This is a genomic window from sulfur-oxidizing endosymbiont of Gigantopelta aegis (genome assembly GCF_016097415.1).
Classification (GTDB): Bacteria; Pseudomonadota; Gammaproteobacteria; order GRL18; family GRL18; genus GRL18.
The window spans coordinates 1,602,451-1,620,293 of record NZ_JAEHGE010000001.1 but is presented as its reverse complement, the minus strand read 5'-3'; the positions used below and the strand labels follow the sequence as shown (position 1 = coordinate 1,620,293).

At 42.3% G+C, this 17,843-nt stretch carries 17 protein-coding genes; all 17 read right to left on the bottom strand.

The window, feature by feature from the left end; translation table 11 throughout:
* Window positions 1-42: 42 nt before the first annotated feature.
* The 17 genes from JEU79_RS08215 to JEU79_RS08135 all read right to left on the bottom strand — a co-directional run bounded on the left by JEU79_RS08215 (window position 43) and on the right by JEU79_RS08135 (window position 17,748).
* The gene (locus JEU79_RS08215) at window positions 43-990 is read right to left on the bottom strand and encodes a DUF481 domain-containing protein (RefSeq protein WP_198263716.1); all 948 of its coding nucleotides are present in this window, start codon (window positions 988-990) and stop codon (window positions 43-45) included.
* 92 nt (window positions 991-1,082) lie between these two features.
* Window positions 1,083-4,508 (bottom strand): mechanosensitive ion channel domain-containing protein, encoded by a 3,426-nt coding sequence (locus JEU79_RS08210; protein ID WP_214660527.1) that lies wholly within the window; start codon window positions 4,506-4,508, stop codon window positions 1,083-1,085.
* A gap of 19 nt (window positions 4,509-4,527) precedes the next feature.
* A complete protein-coding gene (locus JEU79_RS08205; RefSeq protein ID WP_214660526.1) occupies window positions 4,528-5,571 on the bottom strand; it encodes an HDOD domain-containing protein in 1,044 nt (347 codons plus the stop codon).
* 15 nt (window positions 5,572-5,586) lie between these two features.
* Window positions 5,587-6,099 carry a ferritin family protein gene (locus tag JEU79_RS08200; protein WP_198263713.1) on the bottom strand — a complete coding sequence of 171 codons (513 nt, stop codon included), beginning with the start codon at window positions 6,097-6,099 and terminating at the stop codon, window positions 5,587-5,589.
* 11 nt (window positions 6,100-6,110) lie between these two features.
* Entirely contained in the window at window positions 6,111-7,949 is a 1,839-nt protein-coding gene (locus JEU79_RS08195; protein WP_198263712.1) for an FAD-dependent oxidoreductase, read from the bottom strand.
* Entirely contained in the window at window positions 7,949-9,091 is a 1,143-nt protein-coding gene (locus JEU79_RS08190) for an NADH-quinone oxidoreductase subunit D (RefSeq protein WP_198263711.1), read from the bottom strand. The genes JEU79_RS08195 and JEU79_RS08190 overlap by 1 nt, the downstream gene beginning before the upstream one ends.
* Window positions 9,088-9,657 carry an NADH-quinone oxidoreductase subunit C gene (locus tag JEU79_RS08185; RefSeq protein ID WP_198263710.1) on the bottom strand — a complete coding sequence of 190 codons (570 nt, stop codon included), beginning with the start codon at window positions 9,655-9,657 and terminating at the stop codon, window positions 9,088-9,090. Before JEU79_RS08185 ends, JEU79_RS08190 begins: the two co-directional genes overlap by 4 nt.
* A gap of 132 nt (window positions 9,658-9,789) precedes the next feature.
* Window positions 9,790-10,491 (bottom strand): NADH-quinone oxidoreductase subunit B, encoded by a 702-nt coding sequence (locus tag JEU79_RS08180; RefSeq protein ID WP_198263709.1) that lies wholly within the window; start codon window positions 10,489-10,491, stop codon window positions 9,790-9,792.
* A gap of 107 nt (window positions 10,492-10,598) precedes the next feature.
* Entirely contained in the window at window positions 10,599-11,519 is a 921-nt protein-coding gene (locus JEU79_RS08175) for a respiratory chain complex I subunit 1 family protein (protein WP_246540117.1), read from the bottom strand.
* The gene (locus tag JEU79_RS08170) at window positions 11,519-13,453 is read right to left on the bottom strand and encodes a proton-conducting transporter transmembrane domain-containing protein (protein ID WP_198263708.1); all 1,935 of its coding nucleotides are present in this window, start codon (window positions 13,451-13,453) and stop codon (window positions 11,519-11,521) included. The genes JEU79_RS08175 and JEU79_RS08170 overlap by 1 nt, the downstream gene beginning before the upstream one ends.
* Window positions 13,450-14,952, bottom strand: coding sequence for a complex I subunit 5 family protein (locus JEU79_RS08165; RefSeq protein WP_198263707.1), 1,503 nt, complete (start codon window positions 14,950-14,952; stop codon window positions 13,450-13,452). Before JEU79_RS08165 ends, JEU79_RS08170 begins: the two co-directional genes overlap by 4 nt.
* The gene (locus JEU79_RS08160; protein WP_198263706.1) at window positions 14,945-15,475 is read right to left on the bottom strand and encodes a sodium:proton antiporter; all 531 of its coding nucleotides are present in this window, start codon (window positions 15,473-15,475) and stop codon (window positions 14,945-14,947) included. Before JEU79_RS08160 ends, JEU79_RS08165 begins: the two co-directional genes overlap by 8 nt.
* On the bottom strand, window positions 15,475-16,203 hold the full coding sequence (locus JEU79_RS08155) for an MnhB domain-containing protein (protein ID WP_198263705.1): 729 nt from the start codon (window positions 16,201-16,203) through the stop codon (window positions 15,475-15,477). Before JEU79_RS08155 ends, JEU79_RS08160 begins: the two co-directional genes overlap by 1 nt.
* Window positions 16,204-16,479: a Na(+)/H(+) antiporter subunit B gene (locus tag JEU79_RS08150; protein WP_198263704.1), complete on the bottom strand. Its 276-nt coding sequence runs from the start codon at window positions 16,477-16,479 to the stop codon at window positions 16,204-16,206.
* The gene (mnhG, locus tag JEU79_RS08145; RefSeq protein ID WP_198263703.1) at window positions 16,476-16,889 is read right to left on the bottom strand and encodes a monovalent cation/H(+) antiporter subunit G; all 414 of its coding nucleotides are present in this window, start codon (window positions 16,887-16,889) and stop codon (window positions 16,476-16,478) included. Before mnhG ends, JEU79_RS08150 begins: the two co-directional genes overlap by 4 nt.
* Complete coding sequence (locus JEU79_RS08140; protein ID WP_246540116.1) at window positions 16,886-17,248, bottom strand: cation:proton antiporter; 363 nt, start codon at window positions 17,246-17,248, stop codon at window positions 16,886-16,888. Before JEU79_RS08140 ends, mnhG begins: the two co-directional genes overlap by 4 nt.
* Entirely contained in the window at window positions 17,245-17,748 is a 504-nt protein-coding gene (locus JEU79_RS08135) for a Na+/H+ antiporter subunit E (RefSeq protein ID WP_198263702.1), read from the bottom strand. The genes JEU79_RS08140 and JEU79_RS08135 overlap by 4 nt, the downstream gene beginning before the upstream one ends.
* Between the last annotated feature and the right edge of the window lie 95 nt (window positions 17,749-17,843).

The window sequence follows — 17,843 nt, the reverse complement described above, 5'->3', positions numbered from 1 at the left end:
GCGCTTCGTGCCTCAGTAAAAATATGTATCTTTGCTACGTCACTACCATTGATAACCAATTTTTACTCGATAAGTCGCATCGGTTTTATCCACTTGATCATTGGGCTTACTATCGTATTCCAATTCAACTTCGGCACTGGCAACAACACCCGATTTAAGTGGAAAACGAAACCCGGTCCATGAGTTGAACGTCACTTTCCCTGTTTTTTCAGCATCCCAAAGCCCCCGCTGTTCATGGTAGAATTGGGTCAGATCTTTGAAGAAAAACTGGTCGTAATTGATATACCAATTGATAGCGAGATAATCCTGATCATCGGCATCATTTCTATCCTCCGTAACCTGCACCAAACCACTTTCAGTTCTGAGGTTTAAGGCTTTCGTCTCAAAAAACTGATGACCTATATGAGGGCCAATGGTAGTACGTAATTGTAAGTCCGTAAAAACATCCCGTTCAAAAGACAATACAACACCTAAATAACGACGCTTATCAATAAAGTGATCATACTTGCCATTGACCAGCCAGTTATCTGCGGTGGTTGTTCCTTGAGCATTGTCATTTTCTAATGTGCCAGTGAAGGTATAACGATCTTTTAAACTACGAAACTGTATGCGTCCATCCATTTCGAGTTCATCTTTAACGGTATTACCCTTTTGTGATTTTATAGAAAGATTGGCCATGCCCGTTATTTTATAACCCTGCCCCAAACGCCAGGAATCGGGGTTAATAAAGGCAACATTTTTTGACTTAAAGGCAGTGCGCCATTCTTCACCTTCTTTTTTTATCTGTGTGACGCCATCATCATTATTGCTGACAAAGCGCGTCTCTATCAGTTCATCGGTGACTAGCATAATGGTGGTTACTTTATCAGTTTGAATATTTTTTACTTGATCCCACTTGATATCCAATGTGCCCGCATAAGTGGTCTTAAATTTTAGAGTATTTTTTTCTTGTCGTAAGACTGTACCTATCAATACAGAACCATCATTCATAACCAGGGTATCAGCCCAAGATGATGCAACAAATGATAAGCTAATCAATAAAAAAAGAACCAGAGAGTTAAGCAGAAATTTTATCATATTGTTTAGCTACGATGCTCTTGTAAAACACTGTCTTGTAAGCGACTATCCTGCAAGCGAATGTCGATTGGCTGCTTAATATCCAGATGAATATCCCGTTGTGGGAAGGCAATTGATATGCCTGCCGCATTAAACTTATCATTAATGGCTTCATTAATTTCACTGATGGTCACTAGGCGATAATCCATATTGGGGATAAAACAGCGCAATTGCAGATCCAAAGTATTATCGCCAAAGTTAAAAAAGAGGACTCTAGGCTTCGGATCTTCTGAGACACGCTGATTTTCTTGTGCCGCTTCCAGCAATAATTTTCTAGCCTGAGGAATATCACTACCATAGGCCACACCCACAGGAATAATTAATCGAGCTGTCGGATCTGAGAGCGACCAGTTTAATAATTGTCCGGTAATAAATTCCTTATTCGGTACTAATAATTCTTTTCTATCACGGGTCATAATTGTGGTCGCACGAATTTGAATGCGGCTCACAGTACCTTCATTATCACCGACAGTCACATAATCACCCACGCGAATAGGACGCTCAAAAAGAATGATGATGCCACTGATAAAATTCGCGACAATTTCTTGTAAGCCAAAGCCGATACCAACACTTAGAGCCGCAAACAACCACTGAAAACGCGCCCAGTCCGCACCAAGAATATTAAATATGCTAAAAAAGCCAATGCCAATAATACTATAATTTATGAGTGTCGTAATCGTATAGCGACTGCCCGAGCTAACAGCTGTGTATTGAATCAAGACAATTTCAATGATCGCTGGCAGGCGTTTACCACCAACGATGGTTAACACGGCAATTAAAGCCGCCAGCGCCAAGCTACCTAAGGTAATGGGTAACATCTTTTCAACACCATTTTCTACACCGCTATAGTGCCACAGCGTCACCTGCTCAAAAATACCTAGTGCCGGTAATAAATTAATCCAAATAGCAATTAAGCCTGACACCCCCAATAAAAACAACAGCAAATTGAGTAATTGATTGGTGTCTTCACTCAAGGACACCATATCAACCTCCTCTTCTTCAATGTCAGGCATGTTTTCCTGTCCCTCGTGAGAACGATCACTTTGCTGAGCTTGTTTGAACTGTTTTTCCTTCGCCAGCTTATGCTTTTCATTGGCGACTTTTTGCGCATAACGTCGCCGGGTCAATAATAGCCAGCGCAGAAGCATCTGCTGTAAGATACTGAGGGTAAATATGAACCATACGGTATCAATTAGCCGAGACGTAAGCTGACCCGCAGTGTAAACATATCCGGCGATAGTCAATACCATCAAACTCACAGTGATCAGTATACTCAGGTAAAACCAAAATCGCTGATAACGTGAAAACCAGCCTTGTGAATGATCTGCCACAGCACTTAAAAAACCACTTTTAGGCTTGAGCAAGCGATAGAGAAAAATGGCAATAGTCAATAAGGTAACTAACAATGACAGCCGACCCAAGCCGCCATTAACCGATGATTCACCTTTAGAAATAAGTACTGCGGTAATAAAAATAGCGGGGAGTAGGGTCACCATTAGACGCCCCATTTCTTTGCTTAAGTTGTCAGTCATTTTTTTCGACCACTTAAAATGCACCTCTGCCACGCCATTAGGCACACATAAATAGCGAAAAAATTGTAAACAAAATAAGGGGATTATAACAAATAATAAGCCGTCAGCTAAATCACGAGAAAAATCTGAGACATCAATCATGCGCGATAACTGCCAACCCAATAGCAGAAAAACAGCCGGTAAGGGTAGTGCTAAAAACAAGGTGTAATATAATGCTTTAAAAGTGTGCAGTACACTATCCTGACTAACACGATGGGTTTTTTTCCCAGTATTCACCAGTAGTTTCATAAAACGTGTGCGTTTTATGTACAAAGCTATGACCACAAGCAAACCAAAAATCAAGGCTATGGAAGAACTAAGCACATGTATAATGTCTTTAGAGACAAGCTCCCATTTTGAAGGTAATAGAAAAAAAGCGACCTGCGCTGGAATATCTGTAATATTACTAAAATTAAGCACGGGTGCGCTTCGCAACCATAATAGATGTTCGTCCAATAATAGTGCATAACTCGCGGCGACCATTAATAACTTTTTTTCTGCGAAGTCGAGTTCTTCAATCGCCCGTAGATAACTTTCATCGATCTTTATAATTTTTTTTAATAATTCTTTACGAATTTTTATCAGGGCTAATAAATCGTCTTCGATGGTTTTTTGAACTTCGGGGGGAACCTCTTTCATGAACTCGGCTAGATAGTCTTTCTTGTTCTTTATCTTACGTAATTCGTCTTGAAACTGAATATGCTGCAAGCCCAGTTCAGCAATCTTATCTTCTCTTTTTTTCAGATTTTTCAGGTATTTTTTTCTATCCGGCAAGGCCTTTTTTTGTTCGAGCAAAGACTGTCCTAAAATACGGCTCAGCCCGGCTATTTCTAACTTCTTTTTGGTATTAACCTGTTCTTCTGATAAGCGCTGGGTTTCTTTATAAACATTCTCGTCACCCGTTTCTACCTGAATCAGTTTTTGTGTCATAACATTAATGACTTCACTCAACTCAGCATTAAGCTTGGCCATTTTTTGGATCAAAAGATGTTTCCCCTGAGCTTTTTCTTGCCCTTCCCGGGTTAGATCCTGAGTAATTTGTATTTCGCTGCTACGTTTCAAATCAACCTGACTTTTCAGTAAATTGACTTTTTTCTGAATTTTTTCTAAATGAAAATCTGAGACTTCTTTTTTTAGTTTTAACAGTTGCACCCGTTCCGACTGACTGAGTAATTGTAGGTCAAGTTTTTTTATGACACTGCGTAATTCTGCAATATGGGCTTTTAATAACCATTGATTGGCCTTTTTATGCTCTGCCGTCGCACCACTGGGAGCCAACTTTTCATCTTCCAAACTTTGTTCTAAGGTATGGTTGGCCTCGATTAGTAATGTTCTGATTTCAGGTGAGCTATCCATTTCTTGTCTAATCACTTGGCTTAAGTCGTTATTTTTCGCCTTAATCGCTTCTAAATTAGCAGCTTCGGCATCAAAGTACTGCTCTAAATCAAGTAATGAGGTTTTTTTAAATTTATTGGTCTGAATAAGCGTTGTGGATTTCTTATCTTGCTGTTTTTCTAGTTCTTGTAATTTTTTTCTCAGTTGTTTGATTTCATTAGGGGCTTGCTTGATGGTATTACGATAAAGCTGTATTTGTTTTTCATTATTTTTGATCGCTTCCAGATAATCAATGGTTTTTGTATAAGCATCCAGCAATTGTTTTTTACTGTCTTCATCTAAGTCGTTTAGCGTTTCAACTGATTTTATTTTTTCCGTAAGCTTTTTTTCACTGACTAATTCAGCAGCCCAGGCAGTTGATAGTAAAAATACATTAAAAACAATGAGAATTAAAATATGGGCGGGTTTCATAGCGATTCGATTCATTTTACTGTTACTTTTATCTCTAACTAAAATCAATTGAGTCCAGCTTGTGATAAGCCTCTTCAAATTCATTTCCTGTTTTATCTACAGTGCTATCTTCAGCCCTATCTACCGTTATTTGCCAACGATTTTCAAAGACAAGAATATGTTGCTTACTCACTGCTGAGCCTTCACAGAGAATCTGTCCTAAGGCGCTCTTGATCTCTGCAGGGTTTTTATACCGCTGTTCATTTAGGGCATCAATAATACTTTCATCCATGTCCCAACTTTGTGCAATTATCAGAGAAATTTGTTTGGCAATGTCCAGCAATTGCTCTTTAAACAAGAGCGAACGTGGCACGGAAAAATCTTCGGCATCATTCATTTTTGTCACTATGATTGTCTGGCCTAAATTATGTATCAAGCCCACTAAATAGGCATTAAATACTTCTTCATGATATGAATTTGCCAAACTAGCACAGGCCTCTGCTGATTTTATGGAATGCACCCATATTTTTGTTCCGGAATGTTTCAGAAAATATCCACCCTCAACATCTAATATGGGTTTTAAGGCTACTTTCATCATCACTTTTTTAACTTCTTGCAAGCCCAATTGTACGAGAATATGTTCGAGTTGATCAGCTTCAGCCTGTAGGTTATAAGCAGGACTATTAGCAATTTTAACAATACCGACAAGAAAAACTGGATCCAGAGCAATCTCATGAGCTACCTCTTTCCAGGTGAAGTTGGTATCTCTAAACAGATGAATTAAACGCGGAATAACATCAGGGAGTCGGGGAATATCTTCTGCAAAGGCATAATTCTGCTTTAGCGCCTTCTCAAGGGAGTTGATAACATTTTGTTCAAATGTATTTAGCTGCGTGTTTAATAGTGAATTAACGCCGATAAAATACTGATAATAAGTATCTTCTAACTCATTGCACAAGTCCTGGTTTTGTTCCGGCCATGAGAGTTGCTCATGCTCAAACTTTTTTTTGGCATGCCATTTGTTTATTTGACCGCTGTATTTATCTGCTGAACTTGAGAATTGAAGAAATTGAAAAAAGTTTTTTAGTCGTTTTATCAACCCCATAGGCCTACTCTAAACGCCACCGCTATGGACGACTTCATAGTAAATTTTTTCCAACTCATTTTTATGCTCAGTTTCTTCCTGAGCTAGAAATACAAATACGTCCTTTAAGGGGCCTTCAGGCGTACTTTCTGCTAAGGCATGATATTGATCCATTGCCGCCTGTTCTCGTCCCAAGGCGTATTGTAAAATCGTCTGGTCATCTGGATTCTCACCTAATTCGGGTAATTGAATACAATCCGAAAAACGTTTATTACTGGATGGTACATTAATCTTAATATGGATCTGATGTATTACATCCGGATCTTTGGCCAAATCAAGAAATAGATCATAATGCGCCTGCTCTTCAATCACTAATTCATCGACCAAAAAGCGAATGCGTTTACTGACTTTAGGCGCAAGTGCCGCATAAAAATCTCGTGCTGTGCGCTCAAAGTCAGTGGCTTGTTCAAGAATCTCTTGCAATGTCGTGCAGGCCTGTAATTTTTCTTTGCCTGACACATGCCCTTGTGATTGCTTATTCATATTATTAACTCTTAAATATTCTCATTAATACTATCTGCTACCCGATGACCATCCGCCACAGCATGTACGACATCTGGGCCACTGACACAATCACCTGCTGACCATAACCAGGCAACCGATGTGTGTCCATTGTCATTGATTTTAATACGTCCACGCTCCCAATCCAACTCTTCGGTCAAATCTTCACCCAATAAATCCACCTCGGCCATTTGACCAATCGCTTCAATAACCATATCTGCTGTGAAAATTTGCTCATCAGAGTCATCATATTGCGGTGCAAAGCGACCTTGCTCATCATGCACTGATGTTACTCGCCAGGTTCTTAAACCTCTGACATGATTATCTTCAAGCAATACTTCCTGTGGCCCACGTGAAGGTATAATTTGAATCCCTTCTTCGAGTGATTCTTTAATTTCTTCTTTATCAGCAGGAAATTTAGCCAGTTCATCAATCGCCGTTACGATAACTTCTACAGCATTAAATTGTTGTTTCTGGTAGCGCGCTAAACTACGCGCTATATCCATGGCAACATTACCACCACCAATCACCACTGCACGCTTGGGAATCTTAAAACCAGGATTGCTCCCTATCTGATCATGGCCTATTTTTCTTAATAATTCTACCGCACTATGACAATCCTGATGTTCTGAGCCCGGAATACGGGTTGAACGGCCCGATTGTAAGCCAATGGCTAACACCACCGCATCAAAATCTTGCTTTAATTGTTGCATCGTCAGGTCGCTACCAATGCGTGTATCATATTGGATTTTAACACCCATGGATTGGATAATATCAATATCCCGTTCCAGAGCTGAATTCGGCAAGCGGTAAAAAGGAATGCCATAACGTGTCATGCCTCCACCTTTTGCCAAGGCTTCATAAACTTGCACTTCATGACCCTGTTTAACTAAATCAAAAGCGGTCGTTAGTCCCGCAGGCCCTGCGCCAATAATGGCTATTTTCTTACCGGTTTTAACCGAGGCTTTTTTCTTTGCCACTATTTCTTTGATACGCTCATGAGGCACAGCATCCATGGCATAACGCTTCAACCAGCGAATAGCAATGGGCTCACTCCCTTGTGGCAATCCAGTCTGATTTAAAGAACAGGCCGTTTCACAACGATGGGTACAGACCCGCCCGCAGACATGAGAGAAAGGGTTGGTTTCATACATCCACTCTACTGCTTCTTCGACATTGCCTTTCCAGATAGCACGAATGTATTCAGGTGCATGCATGTGAGTGGGACAGGAGTCATGGCACATACCACATTGTACGCAACGCGATGCTTCTAAAACTGCTTGTTCATCGGTAAAACCATTAACGATTTCTGAAAAATTATCCACCCTAGCCTCAGGCGTTATTTCTTCCATATCGGTGCGAGTACGATCCAACAGATCATTCGTTATCGTTTTGGTCCAGCCTTTTTCCTGCACAGTACCATGAATGCCGAGAGCCTGAGGCAGGACAAAATAACTATCGATTTCATCACCATCACAGGTATGCACATATTCTCGGGACAGCTCAATCGCGCCCGTCGGGCAGATATCAACACATAAGGCACACCAACAACAACGGCCATAATCAATCGCTGGACGCAAATTGCGAATACCATTCACCGGATCATTTTTGAGTGCCGGGACAGTCACCATGGTTATAGCTGCATTATCACAAATCTTTTGGCAAGTGCTACAACCGATACACTTATCCATATCATTGAGGTGAAAACCTCGATAAATTTTTGCCGCCGGACGCGGTTCCAGTGACTCAGTGACAGGCTTGCGCGCAAAAAACTGTAGATTTTTCAGCGGATTTAAAATACTGCCAGTATCTTCATGACGAATTTTTTTCATTAGCGATCCACCTCCGGAGGACAAGCATCCAGAGAAAACATTATCTGAGCAATATCTTCAATACGCTCTCCCACTGACATATTTTCTAACACTTGCACCGCATGCATAGACGAAGGCCCCCGCACATGTACTCGATAAGGCATATCGCCACCATCAGACACGGTATAATAAGCAAGTTCACCCTTAGAGGATTCCACTCGACTATAACTTTCACCGGCTTTCACATTCCAGGCCAAAGGATTAGGAATGGGCGTACGCACCGGGCCTTTTACCGAGGGTAGATGCTTAATAATTTGTCGCAAGATACGCACACTTTGAAATAATTCATCACGACGCACTAAGATGCGTGCCAGACAATCCCCGGCTGTTTGCACCGGAATATCAAAATCTAACTTATCATAAATCAAATAGGGATCATCACGGCGCACATCAAAGGCAAGCCCTGTCGCCCTAAGATTAGGCCCTGTCACACCCCATTCCAACGCATTTTCCTGATTTAAACAACCAATATCACGGGCTCGTTTAACAAACACTAGGTTAGTGAATAACAAATTATCATAATCATTTTGACGGCTTTCCAGATAGTCCAAATACTGACTTAAACGATCTAAAAACCCATCGGGAATATCCCGTCGCACGCCACCGGGAATATTATAAATATGATAAACTCGGCCACCCGTTAACTCTTCAAATAAATCCAGCGCCAGATCCCGATCTGCCACTCCCCAAAAACTGGGCGTATACATGCCGGTGGTCGCAGCATGGCCACCAAAGGTAAACAAATGTGATGCCACACGGGATAATTCCAATTGCATGACACGGATCCACTGCGCCCGCTCAGGTACTTCGGTATTCTCAATTGCCTCTACCGACAAAGAATAAACCACTTCCATCGGTACCGGATCAGGCACACAGATACGTGGCACAATGGCCAGATTCTGAATCCACAAACGCCCTTCCATCAACTTTTCAAAGCCACGATGCAAGTAGCCAGCATCCGCCTTGCCCGAGAGCACTCGATCACCATCCAGTTTTAGCTTAAAGGCATAATTCCCTTCAATACCGGGATGATTCGGGCCGATAAAAAGCTCATACTCATTACTGCAGGGCAGACTCACCGCCTGATAATTTTCTGGTCTCATTTACGAATATCCTCAGGACGAATAGCAATACCACCACCCTCATCCGTAATATCCTGCAACCATTGAGGATTATATTCCGCCCAATTAAAGGTTTCATTCACGTAGGCTTCTGCATCAAAATCCTTACGCATCGGTGGTGGTCCATTCCATTCTGTCAGAATAAATTTCTCCATATAGGGACTACTTTCAAAATACACCCCATACATCTCATAAATATCACGCTCGAAAAAACCCGCAGGTTTATAAATATCATACACCGATACATAACGCGCTAAATCTTCACCACTATTACGGGGAATGCGCGTATGGGCAGACAATAAAGACTTTGCTTCATAAGACCAGCAATGATAAACCAACTCAAACTCCTCATCATCCGGCCAGTCCACACAACTGATCGCCGAGAGGTGCACATAAGATGCCTTACCTTTTAAGAGTTCCAATAATGCTGGCAAGGAACTGGCATCCACATCCACACGCAGACGCCGCTCACTTTTACGGATCACTTTTATCTCATGTATTTCATTGAGCAAAGTATCCAGCCAGACATTAATCTCATCACAATTCATATCACTTAATCTCAATCTTTAAAAGAAAATGTTTAATTTTTAATGTTTAATTTCGTGAGTTTACAATTAACAGTATTCACTTAAAGCACCCAACTCGATAGCTACAAAACTCAACTTACCAACACAACACCCCTAAAACTTAATCTGCATAGGCAAAGGTTCTAGCGGCACCTGATGCTGTTCCAAAATTTTAGTATGCTCACCACAAGTCTCATCACCCTTCAAATCATAAAAATTCGCTTCACCGATAATATCCGTCGGTGTCTGCCAATCATCACCAAATAAATGTTGCTGATTGCCAAGATAGTAATCATAACGCTGATAATAATCCTTCCAGCCATTTGCCTTGCCGTTCTCAATATTCCCCATCAAACGACGTAAACCGCTGATCACAGCTTCCGGTCTCGGCATACAGCCTGCGATATAAACATCCACCGGCATATACTCATTCAAAATTTTAGCGGTAGCATAACTCTGCCAATACATGCCCCCATTTACCGTGCAAGAACAAATACCAATGACATACTTCGGTGACTGCATCTGCTCATAAGTCAAAATCACTCGTTTTAATGTTTTCACCGACACATACCCCGTCACCAGCAGAATATCTGCCTGTCGTGGCGTCACCATCGGCTGAATTCCTAAGCGTTCCATATCAAAACGAGAGGTCATTGCAGGTGGCAATTCAATCGCACCGCAGCCGGTACAATAATGCAACATAAACATAGATCGTGCCTGACAAAACCGAATCAGCTCATCAAATACATTGGCCAATGGATTGCTACGTTTCTTATCATTGCCGGTGGTAACCGGAATGTTTCCAATTTCACTCATATCGTTACTCAAAAGTGTTACAACTCATAAATAAAAGGTTACAACTCATAAATAAAAGGTTACAACTCATAAAAGGTTGCAGCGTAAATAGCAACAGCCAAAAAATGTTACATCACAAATGCAATACCAATTAATGCGACCATCACTGGCCATTTCCACATAATGCGTACCATATCTTCAGTCCGATATCGGGGAAACAAAAAGGCGATAAAAATGGGGATTTCCACCACAAAAAATACCTTTAATAAAAATTCAAACCAATTTTCGCCACCACCTAGAAATAAGGAGACATACAAAACACTGGCCACATAAAACTGAAAAGACTGCATGACAAACAGTCCCCCCATAAACTTACCACTCATCTCAACCATAGGACCCGTGGCAATTTCAGCGGGGGCAACATAAATTTCAAAGGGTTGCTTACCCATCATGCCCTGCAAGGTAAACAAGCCCGCTGCCGCCAATAAGGGCATTTCAAAAACACCCCATTGATGCGCCTGCTGATATTCGATCATGCCCACTAAAGACGTACTTTGATAGTGCGTGGCCACACCAAACACGACAATAATAAAAGGAATATCATAGGCCAGCATCGCCGTTAAAGCACGAGAAATACCGATAGAGCCATTGGGATTAGCACATTGTCCAACGCCTAATGCCATGCCTAAAGACGGGATCATCAAAAAATAAGACAGAGTGATAATGCCCCCTTTATCCGCAATGCCATCCATCCCCGGGACAGGTAGTAAAATCACGGCTGCGACATAACCGCCGACAGCAACCACGATACCAATATCATGAATTAAGCCATGGGATATTTGCGTTTCCTTGCTATACAGTTTAACAATATCATACACTGGCTGAAAAAATGGTGGTCCTATACGGCGCTGTAAACGAGCCGCAATTTTACGATGCATGAGCACCATGATCAGGCCGGCAATAAAGGCGATCAGAGGCATCAATATAAGCTGTGCTAACACAGTCATAATGGAGTGTTCAGAGACGACACTTGCAGTTATTGCATCCATTAATTTATGCCCCCTTGTACCAAACTATTGGGCACACTATCGGAGGCGCCTCCGATAACAAACCATAAAGCAAAAAGCATCACCGCAGCCAATAACATCACCGGCTGTTTGCTGCGGTAAAAGTTTTCTGCCATTTGTGATGAAAAGCTAACAAGTGAAACCATAGCGCGTTCCAATTTAATAAAAACCTGTCGATACCAGCCGCCTATTAAGTGCATTAAACCGGCATAAAAATGATGGCTATAATGATAACGCACCTGACTGGTCAGAAAATGGCCACCGGCATAGTTGTCGTATTGATGCACCCGTTTGGCCTTGCCACCAAAGACATAAAAGATAATTGCCCCCACTGCCAGACCATAGAATAAAATACCCGTCACCCAAAGCATATCCAAACCGCCGGCAGCCAAGTTAATCCCGCCAAGACTATGTGCTATTGGAGTAAGACCTATCGCACTCTGTGCTGAGGCAACCCAGTCCAACACGATACCAGGCATCATACCCGTCGCAAAAATAATGATTGCTAATCCCAGCATCGGCAATAACATGGTCAAAGGTGCTTCACGCACTTCATGATGTTCTACTCTGATTTGTCCCAGAAAAGTATTGTGTACCAGTTTATACACAGACAATATAGTACCTAGTGTACCTATCACTGCGGCTACGAATAAAAAGGGCTGTCCCTCTAATAATAAAGAACGGTAAATCAACCATTTTGACACAAAGCCATTCATTGGCGGTAAACCGGCTAAACCAATAATACTGATCACCATGACTAAAAAGGTCAATGGCATCTGTGTCACCAGACCACCCAATTTGCCAAAATCTGAGGTACCGGTACGATAAATAACGGCGGTAACGGTCATAAACAAAGCAGCCTGATAAGTGGCATGGTTAAACACGTGCATCAAGCCACCGGCAGAACCAATATTGTCAGCAATCATGACGCCCAATAGCATATAGCCGCCTTGACCCACACCATGCCATGCGAGCAAATGCCGCGCATCATTTTGTTGTAAAGCAATATAGGTGGGAATTATCGTAGTTAAAGCGCCAATCCAAGCCAGGGTCGTTTGCAGGTTTAAAAAGGTATAGGGGATTGCAATGTCATGCAAGCGGGTCAGACCCACTAATTGCACGATGACAATAACGAGCGCAAAAAGCCCCATGCGTGCTGAGATAGCGCCAAGAAAAATAGCCCCACCACCCGGGGTTTCGGCATAGGCTTTGGCCTGCCAAAGATGAAAAGGAATGACACCCATTTTAATGCCAAAGCCCAGACCAAATAATAGTGTCAGCATGACAATTTGTGTATTGGATGCATTAACAAAGGCTTTCGCCACTTGTGCATATTCGAGTGATCCAGCCAGGGTATATGTCATAGCAATGGCCATCAGAAATGCCATCGCTCCGGCCATGGCATAAATAATATACTTTATTGCAGCTTTACGAGCTGATTTTTCAGGATTCAGCGCCATCATCATAAAGCTGGCCCAACTCACAAGCTCCCAACCGATAAATAAGGACAGCAAATCACCACTGGCCAATAAAATTAGCATGGCAAGTACATTGAGTGCTAAAGCAATATGTAAAGTGCCACTAGCAGCAGGCGATGTTTTTTCACGATAATATTGCCCCCAGGCACCACTCATATAGACGGCAGCAAACAAGGCAGAAATTAATGTGATAAGAGCAAAGAACCAGGAAATTGCATCAAAACGCCAATGCAAGGTTTCACCTAGAACTGTTAATTGAAACGAAGCGCTAACACTTGATTGTTCGCCATAACCCAGCCCTGACATTTGTATCAAAAAATACAGGGCAATAGCATAGAACACAGGCGATAACTTATCGACCCATGCCAGTCGATTCAGGCCAATAATGACCAGCGTACTTAAAGCAGAAAATAGCAGTAGTTGATCTAATACGGTCATTGTATTTTTCCTGTCAATGCCGATCCTGGAAAGACCGTTTGAATGTAATGCTCCCGATCACCTGTTTGCTTAGCCAGTGAACTGAGCTTATCAGACGTAGCTGGCAACTGAATGGTAATAAGCAATAATACAAAGCCCACAGCCAGAGCAATGTTAAAGTCCATCGCCCGCTGCACTTTTAGGCCACGCTCATTGGCTGTTGGTGTGTTAGCACAAGGCTTTTTATAAAGGATATTGACCACTCGGAACAAATAAGACACTTCGATCACCATCGCTAAAGGGACGACCATCATAGCGAAACTATAGATAGAATCCGCCTGTGCTGAGAGACCAAGCATCAGTAAATATTTTGCCCAGAAACCCGGCAAAGGAGGCACACCCAACATAGAAAGTATTAACAAAACAAATAGCGCCACTGAAATGGGAGAACGCTTTGCCAAACCGACGAGATTATCCAATGGACCGGACCAACTCTCAGCCAGCATAAATAAGGCCGGCTTGACCAGCATATGGTGAAACACCAGTGCTAAGCCAGCCATTAAGCCCATTTCGCCGGGAATTGAAAAGGCCAGGAAAATCAATCCCAATTGACCAATTGAGGAAAATGATAGCATCCGTATCAGATCTTTCGCTCGCCAAGCCACTAACTCGCCTGTCAGTACACCCAAAATGCCCAGTATCGCCATCAACTGCAATGCTTCCGGCTGAGGGAAAATCAAGATCAACAAGCGCACAATGACAATAACGGCTAGCTTAGACAACAAACCTGCCATTAAAGAGGCTAGACGTGTTGAGATACTGCCATAGACTTCAGGCACCCATGAGTTAACAGGGAATAATTCGGCTTTGACTCCTACCCCGACTAAAATCAAGGCAAAGGCTGATAAGCCAATTAAGTTGTTTAATTTTTCTGGTGCTAATAAGGCCAAATGCGCCAGATTCAAGGTGCCGGTTTGGGTATAGATAATGGCGATCCCCAGTAGAAACATCACTGAGCCGACGCTGCCTAATAATAAGTATCTAAATGCTGCGGCAATGGTTGCACCACTCGATAGTCTAGTCGATGCATTGGAACTCGCTACCAGGCCATAGGAAGCGACGGCCATCAGTTCATAAAAAACATAAATATTGAACAAGTCACCACTGAGAACTAAACCTGAAGCCGAGGCCGTTAATAACATCATCAAAGAGTATTCACGGATATGTGTGACGCGGTTCCATGGCCAAAAGAGCAATACCATGACCGGAATCAATAAGGCAAAAAGTAGCGAGAGCTGGTCAACATAAAAAACAATCCCCATAGGGGGTTGGTAACCACCAATGGTAAATGCGACAGCCTTGGTATCAACATTACCCCACTGGCTCAAGACAATTAAAATGGATAATACGAGGACTGATAAGCCTGCGGTTCTTGCTAACACTTGAGAAAAACGGGCTATAACCGGCATTAAAAATGCGGCCAATAAGGGCAGTACAACGAATAGAGTAATATTAGTCATTGTTCTTGCCTCGTGCCACTGTTTGTTCAATCTGCTCAGGGCTGTTTACTTGCTCAGGGCTGTTCACTTGCTCAGGGCTGTTCACCTGCTTAGGACTGTTCATCTGCTCAGGGCTGTCCACACTGCCCGGAATGGCAACACCTGCACTCTGGGCGATATCGCGTTCCAGGTATTGACGGATGAGTGTCATGTCTAGGGTGCCATAATGTTGTTTTATTCGGATGATCATGGCCAAAGCCAGAGCTTGAATACCCACACCAATGACAATTGCAGTTAGAACTAGCGCCTGAGGAACGGGGTCATTCATTAGCAAGTCAAAGCTCGTCGCATTGATTAAAATGGGTGCAACGCCGGTTTCCCAGAAACCACTCAAGATCAATAATAAATTAACCCCCGCTTCCAGCATTACTAAGGACAATAACATACGAAAAATATTATCAATTAATAATAGTCCCATAAGGCCAATCATTGATAAGCCAATTGCACCGCTATAAAGTACCATCTCAATAGCTGATAAAGTCATTATTGGCCATCCTTGTCGAGTGCAGGTGTCTCAGCAAGCGTGATTAACAATCCCGCTAATTCAGCACCCACTTTTAAACCCACCGCTAAATACAATAAGGGTAAAGTACCCGCTGACCATAGACTGCCAATATCACCATTGCCTAAAAAACCATTCATGAAAGGCTGTAGAAAGGGCTTATCATAAAACATTGCCAATAGACCGATTAAAATAAATCCACCGCCTGCGAGCCCTTCTATTATCGTTATCATTTTATGATCCAACTTTTTGCCAGGACGAACCAACACCGGTAGAAAAAAAGCGATCGCTAAAATAACACCGCCCTGAAAACCACCACCCGGCGTTAAATGTCCATAAAAGATAATATAAAAGCCCACCAGCATTAATAGGGGCATCATTAAGTCAGCAGCACGAGTGGAGATAAAGCCGCTGTCTGATGCTTGTGCTGTTGTTTTTTCAGATGACAATTGATAGTTTTTACTACCCAGCAACAAACCAACACCTGCTGCTGCCGTAAATAAAATAGCCAGCTCACCCAGGGTATCAATACCACGATAGGCTAATAAAACAGAGGCGACAATATTCGCAGTCGCAACGTCGTTAGGGGCATTTTGAATAATATCATTACCCAAGAGCATCACTGGATGCCCAAAAGGTAATTGTGCCAGAAGCACTAATAACAAAAAGGCCAAACCACCTGAAAAAAGTAAACCGGCTACATTACGCATTTATTTTTTCCTTCCGCTCTGCTCAAGATCCGACTTGTCTAATTGCCACAAACCTAAACGCCTCAGCCCCATGGCTAATAATAAGCTACTTAAACCCGCACCAATGGCGGCTTCTGTCATGGCAACATCGGGCGCCTTCATTAAGGCAAATAAAACCGCCAAAGCCAGAGAAACGACTGAAGATGCTGCCACTGCTGCCAGCATATTGGGCAAAATAAGCACTGCCAGCGCCGCAGCTAGCATAATGAGAACAATGAAAGAGACAATCCAGATCATTTCGATGTCTCCTTATTGATATCAGCATTGTTAGCATCAGCAGAGTTTGCAGTTGCAGTATCCGATTTAGGCGCTTGTTCCGATGCCTCGGCAAAATAGTCTGAGGAAGCTATCGTAGGAGTTCCCATTCGATGCCAGGGTTTAACACCCGAGGCAAAGAAAGCTCTGGCAATGGCTGATGAACTCACGGGATTAGTCAATAAAATGAAGCCCATGATAACGAGTAATTTTGCCCACCACTGAGGAAACAAAAAACCAATTCCGATAAATATGGCAATAGCGCCCAGGGTTACTGCTTTGGTACCCGCCTGAATACGATTATAAACATCCGGCATTCGAATCAAACCCAACGCCCCCAAGAAAACAAAGCAGGCACCTAACAAAAGAAATAGATCGGCAATCAGTCTCAAGACCTATCTCCTTCTATAGCACGTGCTAGAGCAATAATGCCCACAAAGGACAACACGCCATAAATTAATGCCACATCTAAATACAAGACACTTTGGAATATGGCTGCGATAATACATAGCATGATGGTTGCAATGACCGATAAAGCATCAGCACTGACAATGCGATCCGGATTAGTCGGGCCAAATAATAAACGATAAAGACACATCAGTGTTGCAAGTGCAATTAAGACTAAGGCGGTAATTTCCAGCATATTAATTTGCATGTCTACGCCTGTTTGACGTTCAAAATTCATCAATGAAATTAGCCCGCTAGAGGTCTCAGGCGCGGTAATCTGGCTTGTTAATTCAGCAGTATTCACTTTACGAATCCTTTCAAATGACGTTCGAAACCCTGGGCAATTTTTTCAGTCGCTTGCACTAAGTCTGCCTTTTGGTAACAATCAATCCAATGCACCAAAATACGTTCACCCTTAACATCAACCGATAATGTACCCGGCGTTAAAGTAATACTATTGGCCAGTAATAAGCGACCCAGCTCAGATTGCATGGATGTTTTTATTTCTATCATGGTTGGGTCAAGCGGGATTTTCTTTGACAAAACACGACTCGCTAGGTCAAGATTTGCCTTCACCAATTCAATCATAAAGTAGACCAAATAACGCACTAAAGCGATAGGGCTTTTAGGGCTTAAATTCATCCCATTTAAGATACTTAAATTTTTTGCCGTAATGCTAGAAATGAACGCAGCAACAACAAAACCGGTTATCAGTTCGTCGCCTTTAAAAGAAGCGGTTAATAACAGCCACAAGATAAAACAAATAATAAATGTGCTGATATAAGGGGGGGATTGATCACTCATTAATAAAATATCCCTATTATTTAAACTCGATAGCCATTAGTTCGAGAAGCATTGACTAAACAAGTTCAGCCTAAGCTTCAGGTTACTACATTTGA